Source organism: Streptococcus sp. oral taxon 431 (genome assembly GCF_001553685.1).
Taxonomy (GTDB): domain Bacteria; phylum Bacillota; class Bacilli; order Lactobacillales; family Streptococcaceae; genus Streptococcus.
On sequence record NZ_CP014264.1, the window covers coordinates 1,175,074 to 1,188,794 of the forward strand.

13 protein-coding genes are annotated in these 13,721 nt (G+C 38.1%); all 13 read right to left on the reverse strand.

The annotated features are described in order from the left end of the window. Positions 1 to 20: 20 nt before the first annotated feature. The 13 genes from lpdA to pta all read right to left on the reverse strand — a co-directional run bounded on the left by lpdA (position 21) and on the right by pta (position 13,719). Positions 21 to 1,724, reverse strand: a complete 1,704-nt coding sequence (gene lpdA / locus AXE83_RS05475; RefSeq protein ID WP_060955703.1) for a dihydrolipoyl dehydrogenase — start codon at positions 1,722 to 1,724, stop codon at positions 21 to 23. 39 nt (positions 1,725 to 1,763) lie between these two features. Beyond that, positions 1,764 to 2,807: a dihydrolipoamide acetyltransferase gene (locus tag AXE83_RS05480; protein ID WP_060955704.1), complete on the reverse strand. Its 1,044-nt coding sequence runs from the start codon at positions 2,805 to 2,807 to the stop codon at positions 1,764 to 1,766. A 215-nt stretch (positions 2,808 to 3,022) separates the two neighbouring features. Further along, positions 3,023 to 4,015: an alpha-ketoacid dehydrogenase subunit beta gene (locus tag AXE83_RS05485; RefSeq protein ID WP_049548449.1), complete on the reverse strand. Its 993-nt coding sequence runs from the start codon at positions 4,013 to 4,015 to the stop codon at positions 3,023 to 3,025. Positions 4,016 to 4,032: 17 nt separating this feature from the next. Further along, complete coding sequence (locus AXE83_RS05490) at positions 4,033 to 5,001, reverse strand: thiamine pyrophosphate-dependent dehydrogenase E1 component subunit alpha (protein WP_060955705.1); 969 nt, start codon at positions 4,999 to 5,001, stop codon at positions 4,033 to 4,035. Between the two features lie 179 nt (positions 5,002 to 5,180). Further along, positions 5,181 to 6,521 (reverse strand): MATE family efflux transporter, encoded by a 1,341-nt coding sequence (locus tag AXE83_RS05495; RefSeq protein WP_060955706.1) that lies wholly within the window; start codon positions 6,519 to 6,521, stop codon positions 5,181 to 5,183. An 11-nt stretch (positions 6,522 to 6,532) separates the two neighbouring features. After that, positions 6,533 to 6,793 (reverse strand): hypothetical protein, encoded by a 261-nt coding sequence (locus AXE83_RS05500; RefSeq protein ID WP_060955707.1) that lies wholly within the window; start codon positions 6,791 to 6,793, stop codon positions 6,533 to 6,535. A gap of 10 nt (positions 6,794 to 6,803) precedes the next feature. Beyond that, positions 6,804 to 8,075 carry a dihydroorotase gene (locus AXE83_RS05505; protein WP_060955708.1) on the reverse strand — a complete coding sequence of 424 codons (1,272 nt, stop codon included), beginning with the start codon at positions 8,073 to 8,075 and terminating at the stop codon, positions 6,804 to 6,806. 15 nt (positions 8,076 to 8,090) lie between these two features. After that, a complete protein-coding gene (locus AXE83_RS05510; protein WP_060955709.1) occupies positions 8,091 to 8,555 on the reverse strand; it encodes an NUDIX hydrolase in 465 nt (154 codons plus the stop codon). 9 nt (positions 8,556 to 8,564) lie between these two features. Then, on the reverse strand, positions 8,565 to 9,218 hold the full coding sequence (locus tag AXE83_RS05515) for a uracil-DNA glycosylase (protein ID WP_060955710.1): 654 nt from the start codon (positions 9,216 to 9,218) through the stop codon (positions 8,565 to 8,567). Positions 9,219 to 9,335: 117 nt separating this feature from the next. Next, a complete protein-coding gene (locus AXE83_RS05520; protein ID WP_060955711.1) occupies positions 9,336 to 10,247 on the reverse strand; it encodes a hypothetical protein in 912 nt (303 codons plus the stop codon). A 174-nt stretch (positions 10,248 to 10,421) separates the two neighbouring features. Next, positions 10,422 to 11,513, reverse strand: a complete 1,092-nt coding sequence (locus AXE83_RS05525; protein WP_223299852.1) for a hypothetical protein — start codon at positions 11,511 to 11,513, stop codon at positions 10,422 to 10,424. 287 nt (positions 11,514 to 11,800) lie between these two features. Then, positions 11,801 to 12,493 carry a YjjG family noncanonical pyrimidine nucleotidase gene (locus tag AXE83_RS05530; RefSeq protein WP_060955712.1) on the reverse strand — a complete coding sequence of 231 codons (693 nt, stop codon included), beginning with the start codon at positions 12,491 to 12,493 and terminating at the stop codon, positions 11,801 to 11,803. A 251-nt stretch (positions 12,494 to 12,744) separates the two neighbouring features. Further along, entirely contained in the window at positions 12,745 to 13,719 is a 975-nt protein-coding gene (pta, locus tag AXE83_RS05535; protein WP_060955713.1) for a phosphate acetyltransferase, read from the reverse strand. Between the last annotated feature and the right edge of the window lie 2 nt (positions 13,720 to 13,721).

A 13,721-nucleotide genomic window follows, 5' to 3' on the forward strand; every position in this document is an offset into this window, starting at 1 on the left:
CCAGTCTAGTCTATCTATTTTTATTTTTTCTTAGGTGAATGGATAGCCATTCCAAGAACATCCGCAAATGCTTCGTACATAACTTCAGAGTATGTTGGGTGACCGTGGATTGTCTTAAGCATTTCTTCAACAGTGATTTCCATTTCGATGATACTTGACGCTTCGTTGATCAACTCTGCAGCAGCAGGACCAATGATATGAACACCAAGGATTTCACCATATTTCTTGTCTGCAATGACTTTAACAAATCCTTGAGCTGCATCAGATGCAATGGCACGTCCGTTTGCGGCAAAGTTGAATTTACCGATTTGGACATCGTATTTCTCACGAGCTTGTTCTTCAGTCAAACCAACTGCTGCTACTTCTGGAAGTGTGTAGATAGCTGCAGGAGTCAAGTTCAATTTAGCAACATGGTGATTTCCTTTAAGGGCATTTTCAGCAGCAACTTCACCCATACGGAAGGCAGCGTGAGCCAACATCTTAGTACCGTTGATATCACCTGGTGCATAGATACCTGGAACAGAAGTTTCCATGTACTCGTTAACCTTGATACGACCACGGTCTAACTCAAACTCAACATCTCCGATACCTTCAAGGTCTGGAACACGACCGATTGAAAGAAGAGCTTTATTTGCGATGATATCATCTTTTCCTTCAACTTTGATACGGAGTTTGCCATCTTCTTCAATGATTTCTTGCAGTTTAGTACCTGTTAAGATAGTCATACCTTTGCGCTCAAGAATCAAGCGAAGGTTCTTAGATACTTCCGCATCCATTGCTGGTACAATACGGTCCATCATTTCGATAACAGTAACTTTTGAACCGAATGTCATGAAGGCTTGTCCAAGTTCGATACCAACGACACCACCACCGATAATAACGAGGCTCTCTGGAACTTCGTTCATTTCAAGGATGTCATCACTAGTCATCACAAGTGATGATTCCATACCAGGAACGTTGATTTTGCTTACTTTTGAACCACCAGCAAGGATGATCTTCTTAGTTTCAAGTAATTCAGAACCGTTTACCAAAACATTCTTATCTTTAGTGATAGTACCGATACCCTTATGAACATCAACTCCGTAGCTACGAAGAAGTCCTGCAACACCACCAACAAGAGTATTCACAACTTTAGATTTAGTTTCTAAAAGTTTTTCCATATCAACAGTGAAGTTAGGGTTTTCAATCACGATACCACGATTTGCTGCATGACCGATATTTTCAATGATTTCAGCGTTGTGAAGGTAAGTCTTGGTTGGGATACATCCACGGTTCAAGCAGGTTCCACCAAGTTCTGATTTCTCAACAAGAGCAACCTTACCACCTAATTGAGCTGCTTTAATGGCAGAAACATAACCAGCAGGTCCACCACCAATAACAACGATATCATAAGCATCATCGCTCTTATCATCATCGTTCGAAGCACTTGCTACAGGTGCTGGGCTAGCTTCTGGTGCAGCTGCTCCAGCTGTTGGGATATTTTCCCCTTCTTCACCAAGATAACCGATAACTTCAGTAACAGGAACAGTCTCGCCGTCCCCTTTTAGGATAGCGATCAAGTAACCGTCTTCTTCTGCTTCCAATTCCATGCTGACTTTGTCAGTCATGATTTCTAAAAGGATTTCTCCTTCTTTTACAAATTCTCCGACTTTTTTATTCCATTGGACGATTTGTCCTTCTGTCATATCCACGCCGGCTTTTGGCATAATTACTTCTAAGGCCATATCTTACTTCCTTTATCTATATTTCTAAAAATAAACTCTTTAAACCAACATTGAGATTGGGTTTTCAATCAAAGCTTTCAAGTCTTTCATAAACTTAGCACCAGCCATTCCATCGACGACACGGTGGTCAATTGTTAAACCAAGACTCATAATTGGACGAATCACAATTTCACCATTGACTACAACAGGTTTCTCAATTGTTGAGCTAACCCCAAGGATTGCTGAGTTCGGTTGGTTAATGATTGGACCAAACGATTGAACACCAAACATTCCCAAGTTACTGATGGTGAAGGTTGAATTTTGCAATTCGCTAGGAGCTAGTTTACCATCCAAAGTACGTCCGATAACATCTTTGAAGGCAACTACCAACTCAGACAAACTCAATTTTTCAGCATTATAAACAACTGGCGTCATCAAACCATTATCCATTCCTACAGCCATCGCAAGGTTGACATAGTTGTGAGTGATAATTGTCTTACCATCTTCAGTTAATGACGCATTGATGTATGGGTGTTTCATAAGAGTCTTAACAACCGCAAGTGAAAGCAAGTCTGTAACAGTAATTTTCTTACCAGTTGCTTCCATGATTGGATCAAGGACTTTCTTACGAAGGGCAAGCATTTCAGACATATCGACATCATAGTTAAGCGTGAAGGTTGGTGCAGTCAAGTATGACTCAACCATACGTTGAGCAATAACCTTACGCATAGGAGTCATCGGAATGCGTTCGATTTCCCCATAAGGAGTTACGTTATCTGGAACTTCTTCCACTTTCTCGATTTGAGCAGGTGATTTAATCATATCGTTTTCAATATTTTCCGGAAGGAAAGCTAAAACATCCTTCTTCATAATCTTGCCACGATGACCAGTTCCTTGGATTTCTTGCCAAGCAATATTATGCTCTAGTGCAATTCGTTTTGCGAGTGGTGAAATGCGAACCACATTAGTGTCTTTAAATGTTTCCACGTCTTCTTTGTGGACACGACCGTTTGCGCCTGAGCCAGAAATATCGTAGAGATTAATTCCTAAATCATCTGCTAATTTTCTAGCCGCAGGAGTCGCTCTTAGCTTATCATCAGCCATGACCTCTCCTATTCTATTTATGATACAAAGGGCGTTAAAAGCGACTGAAAAATAGGAAATCGACGATGGCTTCGATGAAGCCAAGGAGATTTATCTTTTTTCCGAGCTTTTAGCCCGTGTTCGAATATAAGATATTAAGGACGTAGAGAACTTTGCATCTAATAGATACAAAGCTTCTCGTCTGATTAATTTATTTACATAATTTATGTTATGTATTATTGTTTGTTGTGAGTTTTACGGATTGCATCTTTGATGCTTTCAACTGTTGGAATCATTGCATTTTCAAGATTTTGTGCATAAGGCATCGGTACATCCTCACCTGCACAACGGCGAATAGGTGCATCCAAGTAGTCAAATGCTTCAGATTCTGAAATAATAGCTGAGATTTCACCGATAAATCCACTAGTCTTATGAGCATCATTGACGAGAACTACTTTTCCTGTTTTCTTGACAGAGTTAATAATAATCTCTTTATCAAGTGGGACCAAAGTACGTGGGTCTACTACCTCTACTGAAATGCCTTCTTCAGCCAATTCTTCAGCTGCTTGCATGACACGACGAAGCATTTTACCGTATGTTACTACAGTTACATCAGTTCCTTCGCGTTTGATTTCTCCGACGCCAAGTGGGATAGTATAGTCTGGATCAACAGGAACTTCACCTTTTTGGTTAAATTCTGATTTGTATTCAAGAATGATAACAGGGTTGTTGTCACGGATAGAAGACTTAAGAAGTCCCTTCATATCAGCTGGTGTACCTGGAGCTACAACCTTCAATCCTGGGATATGAGTGAACCAAGATTCCAATGATTGTGAGTGTTGTGCTGCAGAACCTACTCCGTTACCAGCGGCACAGCGGATTGTAATAGGCACTTGACCTTTACCACCAAACATATAACGAGTTTTAGCTGCTTGGTTGACGATATTATCCATGGCAATAACAGAAAAGTCCATAAAAGTCATGTCAACGATTGGACGAAGTCCTGTCATAGCTGCACCAGCAGCTGCACCTGAGATAGCAGCTTCGGAAATCGGACAGTCACGAACACGTTCTGGTCCAAATTCTTCAAGCATACCTACAGATGTACCAAAATCTCCACCGAAGACACCGACATCTTCACCCATCAAAAGCACATTTTCATCGCGACGCATTTCCTCAGACATTGCAAGGATAATGGTATCGCGGAAAGACATTAATTTAGTTTCCATATTTTCTCTACTTCTCCTTAGTCTGCGTATATATCTTCAAATGCTGATTCTAGTGGAGGGAATGGACTCTCTTCAGCAAATTTAACAGATGCTTCCACTGCTTCCTTGACTTGCGCTTGAATTTCTTCGAGTTCTTCTGCACTAGCAATTTTATTTTCAACAAGGTACTTGCGAAGGTTTTCGATTGGATCTTTTTCTTTCCACTCATCGACTTCTTCACGTGTTCGATATTTACCAGGGTCTGATGATGAGTGACCAAGCCAACGGTAAGTTACACTTTCGATCAAGACAGGACCTTTACCAGAACGAACATGGTCGACTGCTTTCTTAAATCCTTCGTAGACATCGATAACATTGTTACCGTCTTCGATAAACATTCCAGGAATACCGTAAGCAGCACTACGCTCATGGATATGCTTGACATTTGTCATTTTCTTAATATCAGCAGAGATTCCATAACCGTTATTGATACAGTAGAAAATTACCGGAAGATTCCAAACTGAAGCCATATTAACAGCTTCGTGGAAAACACCTTCGTTTGTTGCACCGTCACCAAAGAAGCAGACAACGATTTTACCAGTGTTTTTCATTTGTTGAGTAAGGGCTGCACCTACTGCAATCCCCATACCACCACCTACGATACCATTGGCACCAAGGTTACCAGCATCTAGGTCTGCGATATGCATAGATCCACCTTTACCTTTACAAGTTCCAGTGTATTTACCAAGAATTTCAGCCATCATCCCATTGAGGTCGATTCCTTTAGCAATGGCTTGCCCGTGACCACGGTGATTTGAGGTGATGAGGTCATCCTCGTTTAGAGCCAACATAGCCCCAACGTTAGCAGCTTCCTCACCAACAGAAAAGTGCGTCATTCCTGGCACTTTTCCTTTTTTTACTAATTGAGCAATTTTTAAGTCCATACGACGAATTTCTTCCATCTTACGGAACATCTCAAGCAAAAGATTTTTATCTAAAGTTGACATAATCTTGCCTTTCTAAGTTTAAATTCTTATAGTTCTATTTTACTGTATAGGTTAATTTGTGTCAAAAAATATGCCTGCAATTTTTCACAATATAAAAAAAGAAAAGTCAGTAAAATCAAGACTTTTCTTTATATAAAATACAAATTTCACAAGTTATTTTTTCATCATTTTTCAACAAATTATTTGAATCTTTTCATAATAACTTGTAAACGCCACTGATAAAGAATTCCACTTACCATTAAACTAATGATGAGAGCAATCCAATAGGAGTACGCACCTAAACTAGTCGAATAATCAAGATATAAGCCAAGCGGAATCCCAACACCCCAGTATCCAAGAAGACCAAGGCAAAAAGGAACAATCGTATCCTTGTAACCTCGTAAAATCCCTTGTAATGGTGCCGCAAATGTATCAGCTAACTGGAAGAATAAGCTATAGGTCATAAAAGAAGCTGTTAGTTGGATAAATTCTGGATCATGACCATAGAGACTGGCAACATTTTCTCTAAAAACATACAGAAAAGAAAGTGTTAAAACTGCAAACACCATAGCTGTTAAACGACCAATATGGATATACTGTTTAGCATCGTCTAACCGTTTAGCTCCTACCTCATAAGAAATCACAATGGCCATTGCTGTTGAAATGCTCATAGGAAAAGCGTACATGAGAGATGAAAAGTTCATGGCAGACTGATGACTAGCTATTATCAATGATGAAAACTTCGCCATAATCAATCCTACTGCTGAAAAAATAGCAACCTCTGCAAATACAGTTCCACCAATAGGTAACCCCAGTTTTATCGCTTCTTTTATTTTATTCTTGTCTAAAGGTAATCGGTTCTCTAGATGAAGTTCTTTTAGTTTTTCTTGTTTGAAAAGAACGAATATAGAAATTAGCAACAAAGCCCAGTACGCAAGGGAAGTCCCCAGACCTGCTCCTGCACCTCCTAACTCAGGAAAACCAAAAGCTCCATATATTAGTAAATAGTTAAATCCACTATTTAAAGGAAGTAAAAGAAGCATAAGATACATAGACAACTTTGTCAGTCCTAGCGTATCAAGTAGCGATCGAATAACACTAAAAAGCAAAAGTGGAATAATACCGATGGCTAGGAGCCACAGATAACGTATGGCAACACTGGATACAGCCACTTCCAGCCCCATGAATTGTAAGACAATTGGTGCTAAAAAGAAAACCAAGCCAAAAAGTACGATAGATAAGGCTAAAGCCAAATAAAGAAATTGATAAAAATCCGAAGAAACTTCTTTCTTTTTTCCTTGTCCCAAATGGTGACCAATAATAGGGACCAAGGCTGAGACAATCCCTGTCAAAAAGGTAAAGAAAGGATTCCATAAACTAGTTGCAATGGAAACACCCGCTAGATCCAGTGTATTATATTGTCCCGTCATCGTGGTATCTACAAAAGATGCGGAAAAATTAGCGAATTGATAAATTAAAATAGGAAAGAAAATTTTTAAAAATAAGATGATTTTGTCTTTAATAGTTTCTGTTGTATGCATACCTACTCTTTCTACTCCTTTTCATCCAAGCCAAAAAGCTTTAAGCCATATTTTCTCAAGCTCAAAGGTGGATTACTAGCTTTTGATGTCGTGTGCCAACAATTACATGAGGCGCAATAATAGCTTCTAACCAAGCCACCATTATCATAGTCTACGGCGTGATCAGCTTTTTCCTTGGTTTCATACTGAATTTTAGCACGGTTAGCGGCTGGACAATATACTCCATGGCAAGCATTTCGTTTTCGACTTCTAAGTTTACGAAAATAATTCATCCACAAGCTCCTAATCTGCTTGATAAACGATATGTCCCTTACAGATAGTATATTTAACCTGCCCTTTTAATTGTTCACCAATGAATGGTGAATTAGCTGCTTTAGAAGCAAAATGCGTGTCTACGATTCGGTCAGCTTTATCATCGAAAATCGTAATATCAGCTGGCCCGTTTTCAGCTAAATAACCTGCTTCAAAATTATAAAGTTTTGCTGGATTGTAGGTCATTTTTTCTAGCAATTGCATTAAACTCAACTCGCCAGCTTCAACCAAGTAGGTTAAACCTAGTGACAAAGAAGTTTCCAAACCTGTCATACCTGATGGAGCTTTGGTAATATCCTCAACATTTTTTTCGTCAGCATGGTGAGGCGCGTGGTCAGTAGCAATGACAGAAATGACTCCAGATTTTAAACCTTCAATGACGGCGCGACGATCAGTCTCCAAACGAAGAGGTGGATTCATCTTAGCGTTACTTCCTTTAGTCAAAAGCAGAGCTTCAGTCCTAGAAAAATGCTGGGGTGCTACTTCTGCAGTTACGTTTGCTCCCATATTTTGAGCAAACTCCACAACTTTTACACTTTCTTCTTTTGACAAATGCTGAATATGAACATGAGCCTTAGTTGCATAGGCAATCATGACATCACGAGCAATCATAGCGTACTCTGCAACTCCTGTTGCACCGCAGATATGGAAATGTTCTTTAGCGATATTTTCGTTAAAACCTAGAGTACCATTTAAACCAGGATCTTCTTCGTGCAGACTGATAAAGGTGTTTAACTTTTTAGCCTCTTCCATGGCTTCCTTGACAACTTTACTACTTTCAAGAGGAATCCCGTCATCAGAAAAACCAACTGCCCCTGCTTCTAAAAGCGCCTTAAAGTCTGTCAAGTCTTGGCCATTAAAGTTCTTGGTAATAGTCGCAACCGTTTTGACGTTAATTTTTTCCTTGCCAGCAGACTGGAGAACTTCTTGCAAAGTTTCTACGTCCGAAATGGTTGGACTGGTATTAGCCATCATGACAACCGTTGTAAAACCACCTGCGGCAGCCGCTAGTGCCCCAGTATGGATGTCCTCCTTGTGTGTTTGGCCAGGTTCACGGAAATGAACATGGATATCCACCAAACCAGGCGCAACTACAAGACCAGTAGCATCTATTACTTGAGCACCTTCTTCCTGGATTTCAGGAGCGATTTGAACAATTTTCCCTTCATCAACCAAAACATCACAAACTTGATCCAAACCAGACTTTGGATCCATCACACGGCCGTTTTTGATTACTAACATAACTTTATTACTCCTTTATTCGTAGAAATCCACTTGGGTATCCAATAACTTATCACCATCATAAACAAATTTGGCTGAAAAGAAAGGCTTCCCCTCTAAGAGCCACTCGACAAAGGTGTGGTCTCCTTCCCAGGTTGGTTTGCTTAAAACTTCATCGTATGGAACCCATTCTAAGGTCCCTTCGTTACAGTCAATCAAATCACCCTCAAACTCTGTCACCTTAAATACATAGGTATACCAGTCTAGGTTCGGAGTGAATTCAGGAAAGGTGATCACTCCTTTTAATACTGGTTTTGCTTTTAGACCAGTTTCTTCTAAAATCTCACGAGCAGCACATTCTTGTGGAGTTTCTCCACGCTCTAACTTTCCACCTACACCGATCCATTTTCCTTCATGGACATCATTAGGCTTTTTATTGCGATGAAGCATGAGCAATTCTTTTCCATTATCAATGTAGCAAATTGTCGCTAGCTGAGGCATATTCTCTCCTTATCTAAGCCAATCGATTGGCTCTTGTCCTGTTTCTTTTAAGAATGCATTGACCTTAGAAAAAGGCTTAGAACCCCAAAATCCTCTGTAAACAGAAAGAGGACTTGGGTGGGCTGATTCGATAATCAAGTGCTGAGGATTTGTAACCAAGGACTTCTTCTTACGTGCATAAGCTCCCCAAAGTACAAAAACTACGGGTCTATCAATATTATTGACAACCTTGATCACAGCATCTGTAAAAGGTTCCCATATCTGCCCAGCATGACCATTTGCTTGACCAGCAGGAACCGTCAAGCAAGCATTGAGAAGCAAGACCCCCTGCTCGGCCCAAGTAGTCAAATCATGTGAATTCTTAACTCCAATATCATCTGCAAGTTCTTTCAAGATATTTTGCAAAGAAGGAGGTGCTGGAATAGAATCTGGAACTGAAAAACTCAAGCCCTGAGCTTGACCAGTCCCATGATAGGGATCTTGGCCTAGAATCACCACCTTAACCTCTTCCAGAGGAGTTGTTATAAGAGCCTGAAAAACCTTTTCTTTAGGAGGATATACAGTTCCTTGGGCATAAACCTGCTCCATAAAGTGATTGATTTTCCCAAAATAACCCTCAGGTAATTGCTCTTTAATCAAAGCATGCCAAGACGAGTGTTCCATAGTCAACTCCTTCGTTTATACTGCCTCTATTATAGCAAAAAGTGGCTATCTAAACCACTTTTAAAAGTATCTATTGAGATTTGAGAAGTTTTATAGAGAATTTATACTAAAGAGCCTTTATTCACCACCTTTTCTCGTGTTAGAAAGGATAAATTCTTTGTCGATTTCATCAATAATCAATTCTGTTCGAGTATTTAGTTTTTCATCAAATTTTTTATTCAATTCCTTTACAACGCTTATCTTAAACTCATCACTTGATTTTTGTTTATAGTAATCAAATCCTCCAGAAGCCGCGCTACAGCAACTCCCCCAATCTGAAAGATAGCCTATAATTTCAAAAACACTATCATTGTATTTTTCAAATTTTTTAGTTGCTGTACTTTTTAGATATCCTGAAATACAATTTACAAAAGAGTAGTAATACTTAGAGTCACGAAATGAATTGTATTCTGCACTATGAAAACTTGGATCGAGAATTCGTGCTGATCGCACATCTTTCATGGTGGGTTTTGTGGGCATTTTAATATCAGTCTGCAGATAAGCATAATAGGTTTCCTTATCAAAGAAAGCTCCATCTACTGCTATCAAAGCACCGTACATGCCATCTTCATACTGAAAAACCATCACAGCACCGTTCCTATATTTGCTTTCTACAGGAACAGGCGGAGCAATTCTCTTTTTGGGATTTTCTTTTTTTACACTAATTTTTTCTAAGAACTTTTCTAGATTTTCACTTCTTTGTTCTAAAAATTCACTATCTGCTCCCAATTCTTGGGCAAGTTCTAAATCCTCTTTGTTGAGAATGATTTTTTTAATTTCAAGCAAGAATTCGTCATCTAATTGCCCAACTTCCCATAAACAGTGTGCTAAGGCGAACAAGACATCATACATATCGTCATCGTATAAATCCGACGTCAAGTCATTTTTAATTGTATTTGCATCTTCACTTCGATTGTATCTTTCAAAAAATTCTTCTTTAATATCTAAGGAGGTGTCATTTCCAAAAATCGTTGCATCCCATGTTCCCATAATTCGAGACTCCTATCTACTTTTAAACAATTCTAAATATTTTGTAAAGTTATGCTGACAACAAACTAGATTAAATCTCCCCTTATCCAGAGATAAGGAGAGATTACTAAAACTATACTTAAGCACATCTTAAAGATTAATTTTCTATTATTTGACTTTCACCCAATAAATAAACTATTTAACAATCAAATAATGTGCGTCTTTTATCTTATATTTTTCTAGATTGATAATGGTTTGTTTCTTATCAACAATATCATATTTAACCAGAGAATCATTAAATAAAAAATAATAGATGTTGTTTTTAAATGTAAAATAAGGTGCAATATATTGCTCTGTACTAAAGCCGTCCAGATGAATAATATCTTTTTCTAAATTGTCTAGATTGACTGTAGTAAAGGAAAATTCACCATTATACATTCCCTCATTCTCTATAATCAATTGGTTATTTTTAGCATCATAGTGAATATTTGTTGGATACTTATCAGGAATATCGATATAATTCTTGTTTTGACTCTTTAAATCAAAAACCAATAATTTATTTCCTGACTTATATTCCCCATTAGAATTACGTCCATCAAGTGATTCCACAATATACAAGACATCACCTACATTAACCATTCTCATATATGCTGATGTTTCGTTTAGATTATATTTTTCCACGATGTTGAACTCTTTATCCATTTTCCAAATTTCGACATTAGGAACTTGAGTAGATAAATCCAATGTGCTTACAAGTAAGTATAAATAATTATCTATAATAACAAACTGTTGACTGGCATTTAGTTGACCATCATTTTTCATGGTAACATTAGTGACAACCTCTAAATTGTTATCATATTTATAAAATTCAATTCTATCTGTAAAGACAGCAGTTGCATATAAATAATCCCCATCTGTTATGGATGCGTAAGCATCATTTCCTTCTGCTAATTTAAATGTTTCACTTAAATTTTCCTTATTAATTCTAGATACATATCTTTTTAGACCTGAGGTATCTTTTGTTTTTGCAGTTGAATAGGATCCTGCTTCCGAAAAACTTTCTGCCCAATAGATATATTTTTCTTTTCTGGCTATATTACCCTTGAACTCATTTAAATCATAATCATCAAATACAGCTATTTTATCGCTATCCCAGATAGCCATTTTATAATCATCTACCGAATTTACCTTATTTGACTGACAGGCACTTAGAGAAATAAGGCAGCAACAAGCACTTATAATCATCAACATGAAGTTCATGGCTCTTTTATTTCTTTTCAATATCATACTGATTTGCTCCTATATCGTTTGTTTCTACCAATTAAGACGTTCAAACAGATGAATAGAGAATTTATTGACTAGTTTAGATGCTTCTTTTTAATACCTGCTTGATTAACTGTACTACCAATTTGATATCCATATACAACTTAACGGTAGATGACAATCACAATATTCTTATCATTATATCCTAGTATGATTTATTATATCAAAAAAATAAAACGTTTTCAAAAAATACCAAAATTTCTTGCACTCCATGCTCCAAGTTTTCTAGAATCTTTTATATTTTGTGATTTTTAAAGGAGCCCCAAGCAATCAAGCAGCGCCTGATAAGAGTCGACTTCATAAGTTGGCTGAGCTTGTGTCTTATTTTCCAGATGTTGAGGATTGTACCAGATGGTATCGATGCCAGCATTATTTCCACCTTGAATATCAGCTGACAAAGAATCACCAATCATAAGGGTCTGATTTTTATCAAAATTAGGGATACGAGTTCCAATTTTTTCATAAAATTCAGCATCTGGTTTTTGGGTATGGAGTTGCTCAGAAATGAAGATTTCCTTGAAAAATGGCGCAATACCAGATTGTTCCAAACGACCTGTCTGAATATAGGTGATTCCATTTGTTGCAGCATAGAGCTCATAACCCTGACTTATCAATTTTCTTAATAAATCTTCGACACCTGGGAAAGTCTGTCCCTGTTTTGATAGGAAAAACTGGTAGCGCTCTGCTAAGTAAGCCCCATCTTTTTCAATACCAAAGTGAGCAAATAATTTTGCAAAACGTGTGTTAATTAACTCAGCCTTTGTAATTTTTTTCTGTTCCAAATCCTTCCAAAGAGCCTTGTTCATTGGTACATAGTAATCTTTATAGGCTTGTATATCCTCTACTCCTTCTTCTTTTAGGAGTTGCGATAAGGCAATATCTTCTGCAGCATCAAAATCGAGTAAGGTGTGGTCGAGGTCGAAGAGTAAATACTTATATTTCAAATCTAAATGCTCCTTTCTGAACATTAAGTGAGTAAAAAATAAATAGTCATTCAAAAGATTGCAGGAGCTAATTTCTATTGAACTGGCAGTATTGACTATGGTCTCAACTAGGTCTTTGGGTATCTATAGGTTTGATCTATAAACTTCACCGAGTATTAACAAAAGCCGATATTCCTATCACCTTTTAATAACCAGTTTGAATTCTTCCTACTTGAAAAGCTCCTTTAACAGAAAAGGAGCTATCTTGTATTTTATTGGTGTACAGCTTGTGCTGCTGTGATTAGAGTAAGTTTGAAGACGTCATCTGAATTACATCCACGAGAAAGGTCATTAACTGGTTTGTTCAAACCTTGCAATACTGGACCAACCGCTGCAAAGCCACCGAGACGTTCTGCCATCTTGTAGCCAATATTTCCTGCTTCGATACCTGGGAAGATAAAGACGTTTGCTTGTCCAGCAACCTTGCTTCCTGGTGCCTTGAGAGCAGCTGTTTCTGGAACGAAGGCAGCATCAAATTGTAATTCCCCATCGATTTCAAGGTCAGGACGCAAGTCGTGAGCAATCTTAGTTGCTTCAACAACTTTATCTACGCTTTCACCAAAACCTGAACCTTTAGTTGAATAGCTTAGCATAGCAATTTTTGGTTCGATACCGAACATCTTAGCTGTAATTGCAGAGTTAATCGCAATCTCTGCCAAAGCTTCAGCGTTAGGATTGATATTGATGGCACAGTCACCAAAGAGGTAACGCTCAGTACCACGAACCATGAGAAAGGCACCTGAAGTACGGCTAACATTCGGACGAGTTTTAATGATTTGAAGGGCTGGGCGAACAGTTGCCGCAGTAGAGTGAATAGCTCCTGAAACCATACCATCGACTAAGCCCATGTATACCAACATAACACCAAAATAGTTAACGTCATTGATGAGCACTTCTCTCGCTTCCTCTTCAGTCATTTTTCCTTTACGACGTTCTACAAGTGATGCTACCATTTCTTCAAATTGAGGATAATGTGCTGGGTCAATTACTTCATAACCATCCATGATTCCTTCAATTTCAAGATAGATTTTAATTTTATCAGGATTTCCTAGTAGGACAGGGATAACTTCTGTTTCTTTTACGATGCGTTTTGTAGCTTGAAGAATACGTGGTTCTTCACCTTCTGGCAAGACAATACGTGCATTTTTACCAACTAGGTTGGCTTTTAAACTTTCAAAAACTTCCATGA

Excerpts from the sequence above, each read along its gene's own strand:
- lpdA (WP_060955703.1), bottom strand. The coding sequence starts at position 1,724 with ATGGCCTTAGAAGTAATTATGCCAAAAGCCGGCGTGGATATGACAGAA.
- AXE83_RS05480 (WP_060955704.1), bottom strand. The coding sequence starts at position 2,807 with ATGGCTGATGATAAGCTAAGAGCGACTCCTGCGGCTAGAAAATTAGCA.
- AXE83_RS05485 (WP_049548449.1), bottom strand. The coding sequence starts at position 4,015 with ATGGAAACTAAATTAATGTCTTTCCGCGATACCATTATCCTTGCAATG.
- AXE83_RS05490 (WP_060955705.1), bottom strand. The coding sequence starts at position 5,001 with ATGTCAACTTTAGATAAAAATCTTTTGCTTGAGATGTTCCGTAAGATG.
- AXE83_RS05495 (WP_060955706.1), bottom strand. The coding sequence starts at position 6,521 with ATGCATACAACAGAAACTATTAAAGACAAAATCATCTTATTTTTAAAA.
- AXE83_RS05500 (WP_060955707.1), bottom strand. The coding sequence starts at position 6,793 with ATGAATTATTTTCGTAAACTTAGAAGTCGAAAACGAAATGCTTGCCAT.
- AXE83_RS05505 (WP_060955708.1), bottom strand. The coding sequence starts at position 8,075 with ATGTTAGTAATCAAAAACGGCCGTGTGATGGATCCAAAGTCTGGTTTG.
- AXE83_RS05510 (WP_060955709.1), bottom strand. The coding sequence starts at position 8,555 with ATGCCTCAGCTAGCGACAATTTGCTACATTGATAATGGAAAAGAATTG.
- AXE83_RS05515 (WP_060955710.1), bottom strand. The coding sequence starts at position 9,218 with ATGGAACACTCGTCTTGGCATGCTTTGATTAAAGAGCAATTACCTGAG.
- AXE83_RS05520 (WP_060955711.1), bottom strand. The coding sequence starts at position 10,247 with ATGGGAACATGGGATGCAACGATTTTTGGAAATGACACCTCCTTAGAT.
- AXE83_RS05525 (WP_223299852.1), bottom strand. The coding sequence starts at position 11,513 with ATGATATTGAAAAGAAATAAAAGAGCCATGAACTTCATGTTGATGATT.
- pta (WP_060955713.1), bottom strand. The coding sequence starts at position 13,719 with ATGGAAGTTTTTGAAAGTTTAAAAGCCAACCTAGTTGGTAAAAATGCA.